Source organism: Massilibacterium senegalense, assembly GCF_001375675.1.
GTDB lineage: Bacteria > Bacillota > Bacilli > Bacillales > Massilibacteriaceae > Massilibacterium > Massilibacterium senegalense.
In genome coordinates this window covers 594,877-614,114 of the sequence record NZ_LN831786.1, presented here as the reverse complement: position 1 = coordinate 614,114, position 19,238 = coordinate 594,877, and the positions used below count along the sequence as shown (strand labels likewise).

Annotated in this window: 14 protein-coding genes and 1 other RNA gene; 3 read left to right on the top strand and 12 right to left on the bottom strand. The window is 35.8% G+C overall.

Annotation, left to right across the window (positions count from 1 at the left end):
* Positions 1-118: 118 nt before the first annotated feature.
* From BN1372_RS06470 to BN1372_RS06445, 6 genes are all read right to left on the bottom strand, one after another.
* Entirely contained in the window at positions 119-2,044 is a 1,926-nt protein-coding gene (locus BN1372_RS06470; RefSeq protein WP_062198024.1) for an ATP-dependent DNA helicase, read from the bottom strand.
* A 35-nt stretch (positions 2,045-2,079) separates the two neighbouring features.
* A complete protein-coding gene (locus BN1372_RS06465) occupies positions 2,080-3,237 on the bottom strand; it encodes a THUMP domain-containing class I SAM-dependent RNA methyltransferase (RefSeq protein ID WP_062198023.1) in 1,158 nt (385 codons plus the stop codon).
* Between the two features lie 125 nt (positions 3,238-3,362).
* Positions 3,363-3,747: RNase P RNA component class B (rnpB, locus tag BN1372_RS06460), an RNA gene on the bottom strand.
* Between the two features lie 52 nt (positions 3,748-3,799).
* Positions 3,800-4,099 carry a cell division regulator GpsB gene (gene gpsB / locus BN1372_RS06455; RefSeq protein ID WP_062198022.1) on the bottom strand — a complete coding sequence of 100 codons (300 nt, stop codon included), beginning with the start codon at positions 4,097-4,099 and terminating at the stop codon, positions 3,800-3,802.
* Positions 4,100-4,172: 73 nt separating this feature from the next.
* Positions 4,173-4,730 (bottom strand): SLOG family protein, encoded by a 558-nt coding sequence (locus BN1372_RS06450; protein ID WP_062198021.1) that lies wholly within the window; start codon positions 4,728-4,730, stop codon positions 4,173-4,175.
* 137 nt (positions 4,731-4,867) lie between these two features.
* Positions 4,868-6,112: a ribonuclease H-like domain-containing protein gene (locus BN1372_RS06445; RefSeq protein ID WP_062198020.1), complete on the bottom strand. Its 1,245-nt coding sequence runs from the start codon at positions 6,110-6,112 to the stop codon at positions 4,868-4,870.
* A 96-nt stretch (positions 6,113-6,208) separates the two neighbouring features.
* On the opposite strand from BN1372_RS06445, the gene BN1372_RS06440 reads away from it, so the two are divergent.
* Positions 6,209-8,410, top strand: coding sequence for an MMPL family transporter (locus BN1372_RS06440; RefSeq protein ID WP_062198019.1), 2,202 nt, complete (start codon positions 6,209-6,211; stop codon positions 8,408-8,410).
* A 51-nt stretch (positions 8,411-8,461) separates the two neighbouring features.
* On the opposite strand, the gene BN1372_RS06435 is transcribed toward BN1372_RS06440, so the two are convergent.
* From BN1372_RS06435 to BN1372_RS06410, 6 genes are all read right to left on the bottom strand, one after another.
* Positions 8,462-10,030 (bottom strand): FAD-dependent oxidoreductase, encoded by a 1,569-nt coding sequence (locus tag BN1372_RS06435; RefSeq protein WP_062198018.1) that lies wholly within the window; start codon positions 10,028-10,030, stop codon positions 8,462-8,464.
* A 77-nt stretch (positions 10,031-10,107) separates the two neighbouring features.
* Entirely contained in the window at positions 10,108-12,354 is a 2,247-nt protein-coding gene (locus tag BN1372_RS06430; RefSeq protein WP_062198017.1) for a DEAD/DEAH box helicase, read from the bottom strand.
* Between the two features lie 18 nt (positions 12,355-12,372).
* On the bottom strand, positions 12,373-13,020 hold the full coding sequence (locus BN1372_RS06425) for a 3'-5' exonuclease (RefSeq protein ID WP_074018213.1): 648 nt from the start codon (positions 13,018-13,020) through the stop codon (positions 12,373-12,375).
* Between the two features lie 246 nt (positions 13,021-13,266).
* Positions 13,267-15,318, bottom strand: coding sequence for a thioredoxin domain-containing protein (locus BN1372_RS06420; protein ID WP_062198015.1), 2,052 nt, complete (start codon positions 15,316-15,318; stop codon positions 13,267-13,269).
* A 127-nt stretch (positions 15,319-15,445) separates the two neighbouring features.
* Positions 15,446-16,444, bottom strand: coding sequence for an inorganic phosphate transporter (locus BN1372_RS06415; protein ID WP_062198014.1), 999 nt, complete (start codon positions 16,442-16,444; stop codon positions 15,446-15,448).
* A 19-nt stretch (positions 16,445-16,463) separates the two neighbouring features.
* Positions 16,464-17,084 (bottom strand): DUF47 domain-containing protein, encoded by a 621-nt coding sequence (locus BN1372_RS06410; RefSeq protein ID WP_062198013.1) that lies wholly within the window; start codon positions 17,082-17,084, stop codon positions 16,464-16,466.
* Positions 17,085-17,521: 437 nt separating this feature from the next.
* On the opposite strand from BN1372_RS06410, the gene BN1372_RS06405 reads away from it, so the two are divergent.
* Both BN1372_RS06405 and BN1372_RS06400 read left to right on the top strand, forming a co-directional pair.
* Complete coding sequence (locus tag BN1372_RS06405; protein WP_230198805.1) at positions 17,522-18,913, top strand: acyclic terpene utilization AtuA family protein; 1,392 nt, start codon at positions 17,522-17,524, stop codon at positions 18,911-18,913.
* Positions 18,891-19,205: a DUF4387 domain-containing protein gene (locus BN1372_RS06400; RefSeq protein ID WP_062198012.1), complete on the top strand. Its 315-nt coding sequence runs from the start codon at positions 18,891-18,893 to the stop codon at positions 19,203-19,205. The genes BN1372_RS06405 and BN1372_RS06400 overlap by 23 nt, the downstream gene beginning before the upstream one ends.
* The last annotated feature ends 33 nt before the right edge of the window (positions 19,206-19,238 follow it).

Here is a 19,238-nt window from a genome sequence, read left to right as displayed (position 1 = left end):
ATTATCATTTTTTAACGGAGGTTTATCCTTTTTTTATTCCAAACGAGATACGATGTAAAAAAAGCGTAATAGGACCTAACATGGTTTTTACGCTTTTCTGTTCTGTTTATATATATATCTATTCGTTTGTTACTGTTACACCTTTTGGGAGTAAGTTTGTAATTTGTGTATGCATTCGTTCTTGTTGTAATTGTTCATCAAGAATCGTAATCCATCCTTCATCTTCTTCTGAACGGATTAATCGACCAATTCCTTGCCTCATTCTTAAATGCATATACGGAACATCAATTGTTTCAAAAGAATTCTCTACAGCATTTCGTTTTGCTTGAAAAACCGGATCATTTGGTGGAAATGGTAGGGAACCAATAATGACATGTTGTAATGCTTTACCAGGAACATCTAGTCCTTCCCATAACGAATGCGTACATAAGTTTATAGATGAGTTCGTTTGAAACTGATGAATTAATTTGCTAATTTCTTGATTTCCTTCATACAAACAATCAATGTTTTCTTGCTGGAAGAAAGATTGAATTTGTTCTACTTCTTCTTTAGTGTTTACAAGGATTAAGGCATGATTGTTCGTTTTTTCTAACGCATATTTTATTGCTGCAAAATATTCTTCTTTCGTTCGGACATTAGGGATTGCTACCTTCATTTGTGCTGGGTAATCAAAAGGAGATTCTACTGAAAATGAATCATATTTTTCGATTCCTAAACTATTTGCCATATATTCAAAGGAGCCGTTATCACTCATCGTAGCTGAAGAAAAAACATATGGAATTTTATTACTAAATACACGTTCTTTTAACACTTCATGCACCATTTTTGGCATAATAGTTAGTGTCACCGTTGTGTTATTTTTATACGTCCAGCTAATCGTACTTTCTTCTAATGCAAACAGGCGAAGAGCGTATTCAATTGCATCTAAATACTCCATCACAATATTTAATTCGTACGAATCAATGGTATGCATTTCACTTTCAAACACTAGTTCTTCGTCTACTTTTTCTAAAATAGTAATAAATTGTTTTGCTTCTGCCCTTAACTGAACGGATTGATGAATGTCACATCGTTGTGAGCCGGGAATTTCTTGGCTGGCATCAAACAAATGTTTAAAAAATGTTTCTCCCGCCTCTAACGCCACTTCAATCGAGGTTGCTAATGATTCGCGAATATCATTCGTTAACACAGATAATAATGGTTTTCTAACCATTTCTTCGCTTAATGAATAGGTTAAAGCTTTTTGAGAAGCAACTTCTAATAGATGACCTTCATCAAATACAACCGATGATGCTTCTGGTAAAAATGGCAATTGCCCTTCCCTTCCCCTTGCTTCTCTTGTCCAAACGTGCATCATATAGAAATCTTGCGAACAAATAATTAAATCAGCCGCCTTCCGGTAATAATCGCGTGTTAACGTTTGTCCACAACGATGCCGATCTTCACACGTTTTACAATCATGAAAGACATCTGCATTCATTTTCTCCCATGTGCGGTCGCTAATGAGTGGAAAATCTTTTCGATCACCATATGGTTCAAATCGTTGTAAAGTAGAATGATCAAATATAAAGTCAGGAACATGTTCAAATACGTGATCGACTTCTTCTTCTATTTCTTCGTTATCTTGTACTTGTTTAAATTTTTGCAAACATAAATACTGTTCTGGTGATTTGGCTAATCGTGCATCGATAGATAAATCCAATGCCTTTTCTAATTTTTGAATATCTCCGTCTTCTTTCACTAACTGTTCAATTAACGATTCATTTGCACAAGCAATAATCGCCGGTTTCCCAGTATATCGCGCATACATAATCGCATATAGTAAATACACGATTGTTTTACCTGTCCCAACTCCTGCTTCACTAAAGATGACAGATTTATGTTTATAGCTTTTTGCTAATTGGAAGGCCATAAAAATTTGTTCATCACGTAGTTCGAATCCTTTTTCCGGTAAAATATCATAAAAAACATCGCCGACCCAATCGCTTAATTGATCGACGAATGTTTTCGATTTATCTAACTGAAAGGGCAATCCTTTTTCCATTTTTCAATTCCTCCATCATCAGATCGACATTCCGTCTATTTCTCTAGATTTTCTTTACGTGGCGGACGTGGTCCAAAATATTGAAAATAATCAGTCCGAATGTATCCATTAAATAATTTTCTTTTTTTACTCGCTTTTTTTCCATAAAAACGTTCAAATCCTAAATGAGCCGTTAATACGTAAATACTCCATGTATCGAGCATTTTAAATGTTTCGCCCATCTCTTTATACAGTTCCTCAACTTGTTCTCGATCGCTTAATCTTTCACCATACGGAGGATTACATACAATAATTCCGTACTCTTCTTTAGAACGAAAATCACGAACTTGCATTTGTTTAAATTGAATCGTATCTCCTATTCCGGCTTTACGTGCATTTTCTTTTGACAATTCGACGAGTGAGTGATTAATATCACTTCCATAAATCTCTAATGGACGATTCCATTCTGCCACGTCCATTGCAGCCTCTTTTTCTTGCTTCCATCGTTGTTCACCAATCATATCCCATTCACTAGAAGCAAATGTTCGATGTAACCCTGGAGCAATATTTCGTCCTATAAGCGCTGCTTCAATTGGAAGCGTTCCGGATCCACAAAACGGATCTACAAAAATACGGTCTGGATTCCAAGTCGTTAATTGAATGAGTGTAGCTGCCATTGTTTCTTTTAATGGTGCTTCGTTATGTAATTCTCGGTATCCTCGTTTATGTAATCCATCACCTGTTGTATCAATCGTTAACGTAGCAATATCTTTTAAAATGGATACTTCAATTCGGTACAGTGGTCCATCTTCTTCAAACCAAGATGTTCTTTTGTATGTCTTTTTCATACTTTCTACCACTGCTTTTTTTACAATCGCTTGACAATCTGGCACGCTATACAACGTTGATTTGACTGATTTTCCAATGACGGGAAATTCCCCGTTTTCTGGAATAAAATCCGCCCAAGGTAATGCTTTTGTTTGTTCAAATAATTCATCAAATGTTGTTGCTTTAAATTCCCCGACTAAAATTTTAATTCGGTTCGCAGAGCGTAACCAAAGGTTGGCACGACAAATAGATTGTTCGTCCCCTTTAAAGAAAACTTTTCCATTTTCTACGTTCACATCAGAAAATCCAAGATTCCGAACTTCTCTAGCTACAACGGATTCAATTCCCATTGCTGCTGTTGCAATTAACGTTAAATCTTTTCTCATATAAACCACCTTATTGATTATTTCATTCATCCATGTTTTTTGTACATAAAGAAATCCTTGTTTCATTTTTCACCAATCTTTAAAAGATGAAACAAGGATTTCTTATACAAGTGATTTCCTCAACGTTTTGTAAGCCATGTTCTGTACCATCGTACTGCAAACGGGCATCACCCTCGTACTCCGGCGACAATCATCTATCTCCAAGAAAAATCTTGGCCCTCTCTTTTCGTTCATTTCCGTCAAGAAGGTTCCCCTACCATAATTTGGGTTTCTCGCTCGTGGGGTTTACCGCGTTCCACCTTTGTTGTTTCCAACAAAGCTTCGTCACTGTGGCACTTTCAAAGGTACTCCGTCATATCCATTACGGACGTAGATCGTTTTCCTTGCCGTTCATACAATACGCATGACCCTAGCTTATTGTTTCACTAGGCACGAAACACTACGGTCATCGCAGACCGTGCGAGCATGGACTTTCCTCAGCATTGTAACATACCGCGATTGTCCAAACGTTGAGGGTTGCAATACTTTATTATACAAGGTTTTATTTAAAAAGCAAGTACATTTAATCAGAAAGTTTGTTTCCAAATACATGTTTTTCAAGATTTGATAATCGTTTTAAAATATCATAGTTCGTCGTTCCTTGTGTAGGTTGAGACGGTATTGCCCGTTTTTGGTCTAATTCACGCTTTAATTGTGTATTTTCTTTTCGTAAACGGTCGATTTCATTTTGAAATTCTTCATAATCTTTAATAACGATATCTAAAAAAGCATCCACTTCTTCAGGATTATACCCTCTTAAACTTGTTTTAAAGTCTTGTTCTAAAATATCTTTTACCGTTAATTTTACATTGTCCATAATCATCAAATTCACCTCTATCGTATCCAAAAAAGTTCTCTTTTTATTTTTTCAAACTATTATACAAAAGTCAATTTATTTATGATTCAAAGAAATGGGAATTATTCATCATTTCTTCTTCCACAATAGCTTGTAAATCATACGAAGTAATATAAAAGATGGAATAACCATCTTTTTGTTGCCCACTTTTTACGATAAATTTAGGAGTCCCCTCTTTCTCTTCATCATACAAAATAAGCAATGCATCGGTATGCTGCACAATAAAGTCATTTTTCATCCGTAATTGATAGGGGGTTTCGTACGGTCGTTTCGTAATAGCATCGACATGATCTGCTAAAAGCATTATTTCTTCATATTTCATTTTATGCATCTCGTTATACCGTTCTTCTTGTTGTAAAAAAGGTTGTAACATCGACAGTTTTAAATGTGGAAACTCTTCTTGTAAAGAAAATACGACGTCTGCACACCACATTTCTACTCCGGTTTGTCCACTAATCACGACCCACTCTAACCCCTCATCAAGAAATTCCCGTAATCTTTGTTCGATTGCTTTTTTTATGTAAGCAATACCAAGATGTTTTTCACTAAAAATTCCTAATTCATAATGACGATATCCTGAAACAGCTAATACCTTCATAAATTCTCCTTCCCTATCATAACAGAGAAAAAACATCGTAATAGTTTCTTGCAAAACGAAAACTATTTCGTTCTTTCTTGTTGCTACACGTCCACTCATATTGTATTTTTACATATATTTCAATATGACAACAAAAATTAAGAATGATTTAATTTTTGTTGTAATCGTTCGTATCTTTTTTGTAATGCATCCTGTATGTTTCTTTTTTCTCTTAAAATTCGTTGATTTTCTTTTGTCTGGCGCAAAGCTAGTTGTGTGTAATACATAGCTTTTTCTGCATCTTTCATTTGATGTTCATAAATTTTCGCTAATTCTACACAAGAATTAATATGTGTGTAAGTGGATTGTATCCCTTGTAAAAAATGATGGATTGCTAAATCAAACTGTTTATGTTTTTTATAAATCGTTGCCATCGAATAATGTTTTTTAAAAAATAACGCTGCATTGGAATCATCAATTTGCTCATAAAAAGTAATGGACGCTTTGTACATTTGTAACGTTTCAAACCATCTAGCGATTTCATACGTTTCATACATCGTTCTTTTATGATTCGGATTCAACAAAAGATGAGAAAGATGAATATATAACGTAATGAGCGATAAAACATCCCACGTATTATGTTGAAAGATTCCTTGCAAAATAAATGGATCTTGTTTCGTTAAATATAATTGATACAACGCAGGTGCTAAAAACCCAGGTGTATCTTCTTTTCGGTTAAATCCTAAAATATGCTTTTCTACTTGTGCCAAACGAACTTGTTCGAGCTCATGTTTGAATACTCTTCTAGACGCATGCAGTAAATCAAAGTGGCCAAACTCCGGAAGCGCTTGAACTTGATGCCGAACAAACACATGACGATTTTTCACTTGTGGCCAATCAAATGAACGACCATTATACGTAACGAGATGATTGAATTTGGACACATCAGTTAAAAACCGTTCATATAGTGCAACTTCATTTCCAGGACCTGGGAGGAAATATTGTGTCACAACGACCTCTTTTTTTGTTACTTTTGCTACACCTAAAAGAAAAACATAATTACTTGCCCCGTGATGAAGCCCTGTTGTTTCCGTATCAAAAAAAATCAGATCTTCTGCTTCCGTTCCTTTCGCTGAAAGAGGATGCGCTAAATTGGTTTCATTCCATTGTTGAATAACAGTAAAAAGCTCTGAAAATGGATACTTGCCATGAGACACATGAAGAGGAAACGTTTCTGTCCGAACAAAAATATGTTCGTTGTGAAAGATAAACGGTTCTGCATTTAGCGATTTCCATTGTTCTACCGAAGGAATAGTTACTTCTGCCATCGTTGGCAACTCGAATTCTTCTTTTTGAATGTGAAGATGACTCCTCATTCGATTTAACTTATTTTGGATAGACATTGTTTTTCACCTAATCTATTAGTTGCATAATTACCTTTTACACGGTATGTTAATTTTAGCATAAATAGTTGCAAAAGACCGAATGGGGGCATACATATGAATAATAAATTGTTCTTTTTTCAATTAGGATCCTTTTTATATCGCTTCCGAAAAATGGTGTTATTTTTATTTTTAGCTATGACGATTGCATTATCATTTATCGCTATTAAATTGCCAACCATCTTAGGTGGCAGTGGATTTGAAATGGACGGCTCCTTTAAAAAAGTACAAAATACATTACAACAAAGTTTTGATGCACCAAAATCTACGATGATTTTATTATTTGATTCTACCGAATATGCACCAGAAGATGAAAAATATCAACTTTTTGTACAAGATACGCTTAAAAAAATGGATAAAATAGAAGAAATCCATTCGATTACTTCTCCATATGAATCGAAAGGCATGATTAAAGATAATATCGCATATGCCACACTGAATTTTCAAAAAAGTCAAGATGATTTAAAACCGGCATTAAAAGAAGTACGACAACAATTAGACCATCAATCGCCGAAAGACATATCCGTTCAATTAACGGGTGGTCCCGTCATCATTGAAGATATGAATGAAGCAAGTCAACAATCTTTAGCAAAAGCTGAGATGATTGGTATTCCAGTCGCATTAATTATTTTGCTATTTGCCTTCGGTAGTTTTGTTGCTGCCATGATCCCGTTATTAATTGGATTTATTAGCGTCGTCGTTGCGATGGGGTTATTATATTTGTTAGGTGTTTTGTTCGATTTAAATTTAAGTGTATTTTTACTTAATGTTGTCCCGATGATTGGACTTGCACTGGGAATTGACTTTGCTTTATTAATGGTAAGTCGATTCCGAGAAGAATTACAACATGTCTCAGTTGAGCAAGCAACAAGCATTGTTGTTGGCACAGCTGGAAGATCGATTGCCTTTTCTGGTATTTGTGTATTTCTAGGCTTGAGTGGAATGCTGTTTATTCAAATTGATTTATTTCAAACTGTAGCAATTGGTGGCATGATTGTAGTAATTATTTCTGTTTTGACCGCTATCATTTTTCTTCCAACTGCCCTTGCTTTATTGGGAGAAAAAATTAATAAATGGCAAATCATCAAAGTAAAAGACGCCAAACAATCGTTTTGGCACTCCTTTGCTTCCTTTGTGATGAAACGTCCTATCATGTCTTTCCTAGTGACAATGGTATTGTTAATTGTGTTTATGCTACCTATTTCAGATATTCGATTTAACATTCCGGAAGCAGATGCACTTCCAACGTCGTATGAATCAAGAGAAGCATTTGAAACATTTGAAAAAACATTCCATGAAGACGAGCTATATCCTGTTATCATGGTACTAGAAAGTAAGCAAAACATTATGACAGAGAAAGGACTAAAAGATTTACAACAATATATTCAAGCTATTGAAAAAGAACATGTCGTAAAACGAGTCGATTCGGTCTTTTCTTATACGGATCAAACAGACCCACGAACACTTTTATCGTTATACGAAAATGAGACAACAAAGCAACTGATTGCAGCAGCTTTAGAAGCTTCTGTTCATAAAAATGAAACAATCGTTCGTACATATATAAACGTTGATACGACATCGACAGCAGCAAAAGATTTTGTTCGCAAATGGGAAGGAAGTCACGGTGAGGTACTCGTCACCATCGGAGGAAACACAAAATTTCACCAAGAAATTTTTGATGAAATCATTGAAAAAGTTCCTTATGGTGCACTATTAATTTTTGTTTCGACCTTTTTCATTTTATTACTAGCCTTCCGTTCTGTGCTTATACCATTAAAAGCGATTTTAATGAATGTGGTGAGTTTAACCGCAACGTTCGGTATTCTCGTCTATTTATTCCAAGAAGGTCATCTCGGGGATCCGACAGACATTGCCTTAATGATTCCTGTCTTTATTTTTGGACTTGTTTTTGGACTAAGCATGGATTATGAGGTCTTTCTTATTTCAAGAATGCAAGAAGTATATGTGCAAACTCGTGATAACGATCAAGCAACCCTTTTTGGTTTAACAAAAACGAGTAAAATCATTACAAGTGCAGCATTAATTATGATTGTCATTACTGGCGCGTTTGCTTTTACAGGAATTATGCCTGTGAAACAAATGGGAGTGGGAGTGGCGTTAGCTATTTTCATTGATGCTACGTTAGTTCGGATGATTTTAGTACCATCGCTGATGAAATTATTGGGGGATTATAACTGGTGGGCTCCTTCCTTTCTTCAAGGAGACTTATATACAAAACAACTAAGAAAAAATCGATAGGGCTATCTCTATCGGTTTTTCTTAGTTAAGAATCTAGTTCGATATTCTTTTTTAATAACCGGAATCTTCAGATGTTATGTTATCTATCATCCGGTGATTATGTTGCAATAATTTTTTTTCAGCTGGGCCTTCGAGTACTTCTCCTGTAACAGAAAATCTAGAGCCGTGACACGGACAATCCCAACTTCGTTCACTGTTATTCCACTCCACTTCACATCCAACATGCGTACAAGTCGTATCAACAATGTGAACATTTCCTGCTGTATCTTTATACGCACCTTTTCGATGTCCGTCTATAAAAACGACGGCTCCTTCATCCTTTTTCAAGTCGTGAATCGTTCGAAAAGGAAAATCGATTTTTCCCTTTAATAAGTGAAAAGTAGTATTCGCATTTTGTAAGAAGAAATTTTTAATACTTGGATTCGCATAAAAGCGGGATGGAGTAAATAATTTTTCGTACCTATTTTTCCTTTTTAAAACTAAGTCAGTTAACAGCAAAGCCGCTGCCGTTCCATTTGTCATTCCCCATTTTCTATACCCCGTTGCAACATACACATTCGGTACATCAGATGTGATGTTACCGACATATGGAATGTTATCTAGTGTAACTAAATCTTGCGTCGACCAATGATATGGAATTTCTTCTATCCCAAATACCTCTTCTCCAAAAGCTTTTAACGCTTTGTAATAGTTCTCAGTATCGATTGATTCACCTGTTCGATGATCTTCTCCAATAATAAGAACAAGTTCTTCCCCGTTCATTTGAACCGAGCGAAGCGAACGAGTCGGTTCATCTATACTAAGATACATCCCTCCTGGAAATGCTTTCGTCGTTTTCGCTGCGATTACATAGGAGCGATCGGCATACATCCTTCCAGAATAAAGACCTAATCCTTCATAAAAAGGAAAATGGGAACAAATAAGAACGGCGGTTGCACGCACTCTTTTTCCATCTCGCGTTAGCACAGTCGGGCGTTCTCCTTTTTCCACATTTACAGCTACGGTATGTTCAAAAATTTGCCCGTTTTTTGTAAGAACCTTCTCCAAAAGGAAACGTAAATATTTGACCGGATGAAATTGAGCTTGGTTTTCCATCACTAATGCACGTTTTATGTCCAAATCCAGTGGAATATCTTTGATTAACGAACCGTTTATGCCGAGGTTTTCATATGCTTGTGCTTCTTTTTGAAGTTTTTGAACCGATTTATCAGTTGTCGCATATAAATAGGCATCTTGTTTTTGAAAATCACACGAGATGTGATGTGTTTCAATCATTTTTTCTACAAATTGTAAGGCTTCTATGTTTGCTTCATAATATAACCGAGCGTTACTTCTCCCGATTGTTTGAATAAAAGAATCATAAATCAGGTCGTGTTGTGCTGTAAGTTTCGCCGTCGTATGTCCAGTCGTTCCACCGAAGACAGAATCTGCTTCTAAGAGAGCTACACTCATCCCTTCATTCGTTAAAAGATAAGATGCAGTTATTCCGGTAATACCACCACCAACTATCACGACATCCACATCAATATCTTCCGTTAAGGGAGAAAATGATGGTGTTTCAACAGATTCTATCCAATAAGACAATGGGAATTTCCGATTCTCTGATGCGTTACTAGTCATCCGTATGCCTCCATTCCATGTGTTACGGATAGCGTAACCATTTCTGAAATGGATTATACTTTTCTAGTGAACAATGACTACTTTCTATTTTCTACAAAAAATTGGCGAACAATATCTTTTTTTACGCGTGCACCGACACAAGAAGGACAACCGTTTTGACAGGCGCAATGGTCCATCCAGGTAATTGCTTCTGCTATGATTTTGTCCAACTGTTGGTAAATCGTTTTACTTAACCCAATGCCACCAGGATAACGGTCATAAATAAAAATCGTTGGCTTTCCTGTATGGATTGCCTTTACTTGCGGGACGACATGAATATCTTGCGGAGCACACATCACAAAAACAGGAGCAATTGATTTTAACAAATGACTAGTTCCTAATAAAATTTGTTCTAATTCTGCTTCTGACCATTGGTTTGTCCTGTTTTCTTCCCATTGAATCCACATGGCATTCGTATGCAATTCTACTTCTGGTAAATGAATTGGCCCAGAACCAATATTTTCAAAAGAGCTTAATCGGATTTTTTTAAAGATAGTCGCCATTGCATTCACCATCACATCTCCGTAAGCTATCGACATTTGGTGTTGTTCTTTCTTTTCATCTTCTTCAAGCACCTTTAATTGAACAGCCAGGTTAGCGTCCGTAAAATACTCTACTGATACTTCTCGAACAAAGGCCTTCTTTTCTTGCCAGTCTAACGTTTCTACTTGATATTGGACACCTTGATGAAGATAAATAGCTTCTTCATGCAGTAATGTTAAAGCGCTAAATCGATCCATTTCTCCAATAATGGTCGGTTTTCCCACATTTTTTTGATTGATAATGACGACATTTTCTTGTGAAGCACTACGTAAACTAATAGTATGAGCTGGGAAAGAGGCACTCATCCAATAATATTTATTTTGTTGAAAATGAAGAACTTGTTCTTCGGCTAAAAACTGCAAAATTTCGTCAATCGCTAACTCTCCAAATGATTCCCCTTGTTGAAACGGAAGTTCAAATGCTGCACATTTTAAATGGTCCACTAAAATGATAAGGTTATTCGGTTCAATTCTTGCAGTTTCCGGCGATTGTGTAAAAAAATAATTCGGATGCTGAATGATATATTGGTCCATCGGATCGTTAGACGCAACCAGAATAACAACAGACTCTCCTTGTCTTCTTCCAGCACGCCCAGCTTGTTGCCAAGTAGAAGAAATCGAATTCGGATAGCCGCACATAATACATACTTGTAAACTTCCAATATCTACACCTAACTCTAGTGCATTTGTGCTAATGACCCCTTTTATTTCACCGTAACGAAGACCTTTCTCAATTTCACGCCTTTCATTCGGCAAATATCCACCACGATAGGCGCGAATCGATTTTGGTCCGAATTCTTTTTGAACAAGTGGTAATAAATGACTTAACATCAACTCAACCCGAACACGACTTTTCCCAAACACAATTGTTTGAATCCCTTCTTGTAAAAATGATTGTGCGAGATGGACGGCTTCTTTTGTTGCACTTTTTCGAATGTTAAATGCTTCATTCACTACTTTCGGATTATAAAACACAAAATGCTTTTTCCCTATCGGCGCTCCGTTGTTATCTACTAATGTGATGTTTTGACCCGTTAACTGCTCTGCTAATTCTTTCGGGTTCGCAATTGTTGCCGATGTACAAATAAAAGTTGGAGAACTTCCATAATACTCGCAAATCCGAATCAAACGGCGAATAACATTGGCTACATGACTACCAAAAACACCACGATACGTATGTAATTCATCGATAACGATATACTTTAAATGTTCAAATAACGATACCCATTTTTGATGATGTGGAAGAATAGCCGCATGTAACATATCTGGATTTGTAATCACAATGTGTCCTGCTTTCCGTACTTTTGTTCGGATGCTCGCAGGAGTATCCCCATCATACGTATACGTATGAATGGATGCCTCCATGTCATCAATCCATTCGTGTAATTCACTCATTTGATCTTGAGAAAGAGCTTTCGTTGGAAATAAATACAACGCACGACTAGATGTATCTGCTAAAATCGCTTGTAATACTGGCAGATTATAACACATCGTTTTTCCAGAAGCCGTTGGCGTAACCACGACCGTCGATTGCTTATTCGTTGCATACTGAAAAGCTGTCGCTTGATGTGAATATAGTTGGGCAATCCCACGATTTTGTAAAGTCTTTTGTAATTGTTTATGCATGTTTTCTGGAAAAGGTGCGTAAGTAGCTTGTTTCTCTTCTATTTCATGCCAATATACAACAGATTCATTTTTCTTTAATTGTTGAATGACTTCTTCCATTGTTTGTTTTTTTCTCATTTCTATCACTCCATCATACTATGAACCTAATAATTTCTTTAACTGGGAAAATGGAGATTCGACTTGGTCTTCTTCTGTTTGATAAACCACTTCATTTTTGGATAATAGTTGGGATTGTAAAAAAGAATGCGGATCTTTTTTTAACGTCGTTTGTTGATAAATTGCTTGTAAAATTTTTGCTGTATTGATAGCATCATCTAACGCTCGGTGCGGACTACCGTCAAACTCTAATTTTAGCCGTTTGAGTGCGCGAGTTAGTCCGTACCGAAATCCTACTTCATGTTCATATAGTTTACTAAAGGTAAGCTGAATATCATTATGATTGACTAACCAATTAATGTTGTACTGATGATACAATGCATCATGAATCAACGCCCATTTATCTTCTGGTCCCCACGAACATAAAAAATAATCACCCGCGCCAATCCATGTTTTAAAATCATCCGCAGCCTCGAAAAAATGAGGTGCGTCAGTTAAATGAGCTTTAGTGATGCCTGTTAACTGTTCAATTCGTTTATCTAATTGGTCCATACTTGGTTTCACAAAAGATTGATATGTATCTTGAAAATGTAGTGTTCCCTCTTTTTCTACTAACCGAACTGCGCCAATTTCAATAATTTCTGATAAGTGATTTGTCATCTCTAAATCATAAACTACAATGTTCATCGCTTTCGACCACACTTTCTTTTCTATAAAAAAACCTTCCATCAGCGAGTTTTTTCTTCTCGCCACTAATAGTTAGATGCTCTTATCCACCTTTTTAAAACAGTTTCTCTGTGTTTTGTTATCTCAAAAACATTTCCTATTAAAATTAGGAATGTGCTTACCTATACTATACTTATTTTAATGATACATGTACTCTTCCTACGTTGTCTATGGAAAGAAAAGAAAAAGACATAAGGGAATAAGCCCTTACGCCTTTAATTGTTGAAATGCTTCTTCTATGTTCGTCGTTGGTGCGAGACATGCGAAGTTTTTACAAATATAGAAAGTTGGTTGATGGTTTATCGTTGGATATCTTTCTCCATCTTCTATACAACGAATTGTAACAAATGGTAAAAAATATTGACTAGTCATTTGTTGTAGCGTCTGAATCATCTCGTCCGTCGGTTTAGAGATAATACATTCTTTATAGGACGCAAAACGAAGTAACACTGTTTTTAAAAAGTAACTGTACGCAATAGGATAACGTTCTACTTTTTGTTTAAAAAGTTTTTCCATCTCTTCAACGTACGTGAGATACGTATCATCGATTACATATTTAGACAATCGGAAAAGAGCTTCACTCATCACACTATTCCCTGATGGGGTTGCACCATCGTAAATTTCTTTCGAACGAACGAGTAATGTTTCCGCATCCACACCGGTAAAATAAAAGCCGCCTTGTGTTTCATCCCAAAACAAACGAATGGCGTTGTCTGCTACTTGTTTTGCTTTTTCTAAATATAACGGATCAAATGTTGCATCATAAAGATGTAACGTAGCTTTTAGGAAGTGAGCATAATCATCGATATATCCTTCATACCTCACTTCCCCATCACGAAAACGTGCCATAATTCGTCCACTTACTGTTGCATGTTTTTCTAAAAAACGGTATGCTTCTTCTGCCATGTTTCTCGCTTTTTCGTTTTGAAACACCTTCGCATATAGGGCAAGGCTTGCGATTATCATCGCATTTTGTGACGTTAACACTTTATCATCTGTGTGAGGACGGATCCGTTTTTCGCGAATCGTTAATAGTTTTTGACGCGCCTTTTCTAAACCATCTGCAAATATTGTTTCAGGAACATCAAAAAAACTAGCTGCTTCTGTAATAGAATGCCCCGTCGTATTTAAAATGTTTTTTCCTTCAAAATTTCCTGCACCTGTCACATTGTAAAAATACGTAAACCATCTACTCTCTTGTTCTTCTAGTACTTTCTCAATCTCTTCTTTATCCCACACATAATATTTTCCTTCTATACCTTCTGAATCTGCATCAATGGCAGAATAAAACGTACCAGTGTCACCTGTCATCTCGCGCTCGAGAAACGTAATGATTTGTTCTGCAATGTCTTTATATCGTTCATTTTTGGTAACTTGATATGCTTCTATATAAACTTCTAATAATAAAGCTTGATCGTAAAGCATTTTCTCAAAGTGAGGAACAAGCCATTTTTCATCCGTTGAATACCTTGAGAATCCGTATCCAAGATGGTCGTATATCCCACCGTCCGCCATTTTATTTAGCGTATGAGTAACCATGTAAAGTGCATTTTCATCATGGGTATATGTATAATATCTTAATAAGAAGGTTAGATAATGAGGAATTGGGAACTTCGGCGCTTTAAAAAACCCACCATAATCAGGATCAAATTGGTCTTTTAATTGCAAAAATGCCTCTTTTATTACCTGTTCTGCAATCAATTCATTGCTCTTTTTCATCTCTACTTGCAAAGATTGAATGATTTCGGTCGTTACTCTTTTTACTTTTTCTCCGTCATGTTCATATACGTCCGCTAATGATCGTAAAATTTCTTTAAATCCAGGACGATTATACATCCGTTCTTTAGGAAAATATGTTCCTGCATAAAATGGCTCTTTGTCCGAAGTTAAAAATACATTTAATGGCCAACCACCGCTACCCGTCATTCGTTGACAAACATCCATATATAAACTATCAATATCCGGACGCTCTTCCCGATCTACTTTGATTGCAATAAAATATTTATTTAAAATTTGCGCTACGTGTTCATCTTCAAAAGATTCATCTTCCATTACATGACACCAATGGAAAGTACTGTATCCTATCGATAAAAAAACAGGTTTATTTTCTTTTTTCGCTTTTTCAAACGCTTCTTCACCCCAAACATACCATTGTACTGGGTTATAAGCGTGCTGTAACAAATAAGGAGATTTTTCATGAAGTAATCGATTCGGCTTTCGTTTTGGATTATTTTCCACTTTTGCACTTCCTTTCAACATGTATTATATACAAAAAAGACTATTTTCACTAATGATTTAAAAATTTTCCTTCTTACTTTCATTTATAGTGTTTTGACATAAAAAAAGATGGTATATGTCATTAGGGGATACATACCATCTTTTTTTATTATAAAAATACTTGCAAAATTTTATATACAATCGCTGCAATTGTTGCTGAAATAGGCAAGGTAATAACCCACGTCATCACAATTCGTTGAGCAACACCCCAGTTTACATCTTTTAACCGTTGTGCAGAACCAACCCCCATAATGGAGGAAGAAATAACATGTGTTGTACTAACTGGTAAATGAAGAAAAGTTGCGGAGAAAATAATCAGTGCAGAAGACAAATCTGCTGCCGCCCCATTCACTGGACGAATTTTCATAATTTTTCCGCCAACTGTTTTAATAATTTTCCAACCACCAATGGAAGTACCAATCCCCATGGATAATGCAGAAGCAACACGGACCCACATTGGAATATCAGTTGTTGTTTGGAAGTTTGCTGCAATTAATGCCATCGTAATAATCCCCATGGCTTTTTGTGCATCATTTGTTCCGTGAGTATACGCTTGTAAGGCCGCTGTACCAACTTGAAAATAGCGAAAACGACGATTCGTTTTATATAAGTTCGAATTCTTAAATATAAATTTAAAAAGCGTCATCATCATAAAACCAACAAAAAGTGCAATAAATGGAGAAATAATTAACGCCTCTAAAATTTTAATAAATCCACCGTAATTAAGGATTCCAAATCCTGCTGCAGAAATCGCTGCACCAGCGATAGAACCAATTAATGCATGAGATGAACTACTTGGAATTCCGTAATACCATGTAATTAAATTCCATGTAATCGCCGAAATGAGTGCTGCTAAAATAACAACGGAACCATTTTCTAATGCAAAAGGATTCACAATGTCTTTTGTTATAGTTTGCGCAACACCGGTAAATGTCAATGCTCCAATAAAGTTCATCGTTGCTGCTAACGCAATTGCTTTTCTTGGCGATAAAGCACGTGTAGATACAGAGGTTGCTATTGCGTTTGCTGTATCATGGAAACCATTAATAAAATCAAATACTAAAGCAAAAAGAACAATTAAAATAGTTAATAGTAATATTGTGTCCATATCTCAAATACTCCTTTTTTTATGCATTTCGCATAATAATTGATTCAATCGTATTTGCGATATCTTGACATGTATCTGCAACCCCTTCAAGCATCTCATAAATCTCTTTATATTGAATGACTTTAATCGGATCTTTTTCTACTACAAATAAGTGCTTAATGGACTTCCGTAAAATATCGTCACATTTTGATTCATGATCTTTAATTTCAATCGCATGCTTCCGCATATCATGTAATTTTTTATTTGATAGTAACTGTAAAGCTGTTGTAATCTCAATGGTACTTTGGTGAATGTGTTCTAAGAACTTTCTCATAAAATCATCAATTTCCGTTAGAGAAAACATTTCAAAGTACGCAGCACATTGCTCTAATCCATCTAACACATCATCCATCTTTACACCCAATTGTAAAATATCTTCTCGTTCTATTGGAGTAATGAATGTTTTATTTAATGCAACAATTAGTTTGTGGATATATGTATCTCCTCTACTTTCATACTCCTTCATTACAGAAGATAGTTCTTTTAAATCCGCCACATTTTTGATTTCGTAATGGAAAAAGAAATCAGAAGATTTTTTGACGTTTTCTGAAATAGTTAATAATTGTTCAAAAAACACATCTTTTTTACTTGAAAAAATCACGTGAAGACCCCCATATTGGATATTTTCTTTTTGTATTATTCCCAATGTTTTATTTTATCAATCCTTGTCGAATTTACAATATGTTTATTGAATCTTTACAAAATCTTAATATTTCACTATCACCTTCTTCCTTCTTCCAACGATAAAAAGATACGCTTCTCCTCTATTTTTAATCCTCTCTTATCAACGAAAAAGAATACCCACCTTTAGACACATTCAATCATCTCAGTACAGTTAATAGTAGGACAGGCGAACCCCACCATAGGTGAAACGTTTTCTTCATAATGAAATTTTACGAAAAGCAACCACTTTACACTTTTTATTTCACTAAAAAGAGTTGTGATATGATAAAAAAAGAATACTTCTTCTGACAAGGTAGCCATATGTAAAGAAAAGTATTTTGAAGAATATCTTCAATACATAAGGAGGAGAAAACATTGAGCGAAGTAAAACGAATGACTATTTTATCTCCACAAGGAATGTTGGGATATAGTTATCCATTAGATTCATTAAAAAATGGTTTATCCTATAATCCAGATGTTATTGCAGTAGATGCCGGTTCAACAGATGGTGGCCCGCATCGATTAGGTTTAGGCATTGGTGGGGTTAGTAGGTACGCTACAAAAAAAGATTTAATCCCCCTAGTCATTGCCGCAAAAAAACGGCAGATTCCTTTAATCATCGGATCTAGTGGTGGTTCTGGACGAAATAGTCGCGTCGACTGGCTAAAAGAAATCATCGATGAAATTGCCGCCGAAGAACAATTCTCTCTAGATGTAGCTTGTATTTATAGTGATATAGAAAAAAACTGGTTAAAAGAGAAACTGAAAGAAAATAAAGTGGTCCCATGTGGTCCTGTCCAATCTTTAACGACCGATATTATCGATGATTCCATCGTTATTGTGGCACAAATGGGGGTAGAGCCAATTATTGAAGCCTTAAAAACAAAGCCAGACATCATTATTGCAGGACGTGCATACGATCCCGTATTATTTGCTGCTCTACCTATTATGAAAGGGTTCGATCCAGGTTTAGCATTGCATTTAGGAAAAGTGTTAGAGTGCGGTGCAATTGCAGCATCCCCTGGAACAGCGAAAGATGGAATGATTGGTATTTTATATGAAGACCATTTCCTTGTTACACCAACTAATAAAAAACGAGCATGTACTCCGCAGTCTGTTGCTGCACACACGCTTTATGAAAAATCACACCCTTACTATTTACCAGGACCAGGTGGAATGCTTGATTTAAGTAAAACTAGTTTTATAAAAGAAGATGAACATACAGTGTGCATACGAGGTAGTCGCTTTGTTCCTAGCGAACAATACACAGTAAAAGCAGAAGGAGTAAAAGCAACTGGGTACCGAACTGTTTTTATCGCTGGTGCACGTGATCCACTATTTATCGCACAATATGATGCCATCATAGAAGAAACAAAACGAGAAATCAAACAGTATTTCCCTGCTGTAAAGGAACAAAAAGCTACTTTATTTATTAAAACATATGGATTAGACGGAGTATTAGGAAGTCGTGAATTTGATAGAACCGTTTCTAAAGAAATTGGCATTGTTGCTGAGGTAACGGCTGAAACCCAGGAGTTAGCAGATAGTATTATGGCATATTTCCGTTCCGTCTTAATGCATTTCGATTATCCTAATCGAATTTCGACTTCTGGAAATTTAGCATTACCATTCTCTCCACCAGAATTTTCGGGTGGAAAAACATTTGAGTTTTCCATCTATCACTTAATTACACTAGATGAAAAAGAAACAATGTTTCCAATATTTTTCGAAAGGATTGGTATAGATGAAAAAACAGAAATTGAGTGATTTAGCGAAAGTCATTCGTAGTAAAAATGCAGGTCCCTTTGAAGTCACTTATGATATTATGTTTGAGGAAATCGAACAGTACGAGTATGTAAAAAGAACCAATTTTTTTACGAACAAAAATATCGCTCCTCTTTTAGGTATGACAGAAGAAGATATTTTACATATCGTTTTCTTCGATCAAGCAATGGCGATTAAAATTACAACAAAACGACAACTCCCATCCGGAAGTCCCGGAGAACGAGATGTTTACGGGGCACAAGCCTACCCTCCATTACTTACTATTGAAATATAAAGAAACCTTCCACCAGTGGGGATACCCTGTGAT

Coding starts and splice junctions, on each gene's coding strand:
- BN1372_RS06470 (WP_062198024.1), bottom strand. CDS start 2,044: ATGGAAAAAGGATTGCCCTTTCAGTTAGATAAATCGAAAACATTCGTC.
- BN1372_RS06465 (WP_062198023.1), bottom strand. CDS start 3,237: ATGAGAAAAGATTTAACGTTAATTGCAACAGCAGCAATGGGAATTGAA.
- gpsB (WP_062198022.1), bottom strand. CDS start 4,099: ATGATTATGGACAATGTAAAATTAACGGTAAAAGATATTTTAGAACAA.
- BN1372_RS06450 (WP_062198021.1), bottom strand. CDS start 4,730: ATGAAGGTATTAGCTGTTTCAGGATATCGTCATTATGAATTAGGAATT.
- BN1372_RS06445 (WP_062198020.1), bottom strand. CDS start 6,112: ATGTCTATCCAAAATAAGTTAAATCGAATGAGGAGTCATCTTCACATT.
- BN1372_RS06440 (WP_062198019.1), top strand. CDS start 6,209: ATGAATAATAAATTGTTCTTTTTTCAATTAGGATCCTTTTTATATCGC.
- BN1372_RS06435 (WP_062198018.1), bottom strand. CDS start 10,030: ATGACTAGTAACGCATCAGAGAATCGGAAATTCCCATTGTCTTATTGG.
- BN1372_RS06430 (WP_062198017.1), bottom strand. CDS start 12,354: ATGAGAAAAAAACAAACAATGGAAGAAGTCATTCAACAATTAAAGAAA.
- BN1372_RS06425 (WP_074018213.1), bottom strand. CDS start 13,020: ATGAACATTGTAGTTTATGATTTAGAGATGACAAATCACTTATCAGAA.
- BN1372_RS06420 (WP_062198015.1), bottom strand. CDS start 15,318: ATGTTGAAAGGAAGTGCAAAAGTGGAAAATAATCCAAAACGAAAGCCG.
- BN1372_RS06415 (WP_062198014.1), bottom strand. CDS start 16,444: ATGGACACAATATTACTATTAACTATTTTAATTGTTCTTTTTGCTTTA.
- BN1372_RS06400 (WP_062198012.1), top strand. CDS start 18,891: ATGAAAAAACAGAAATTGAGTGATTTAGCGAAAGTCATTCGTAGTAAA.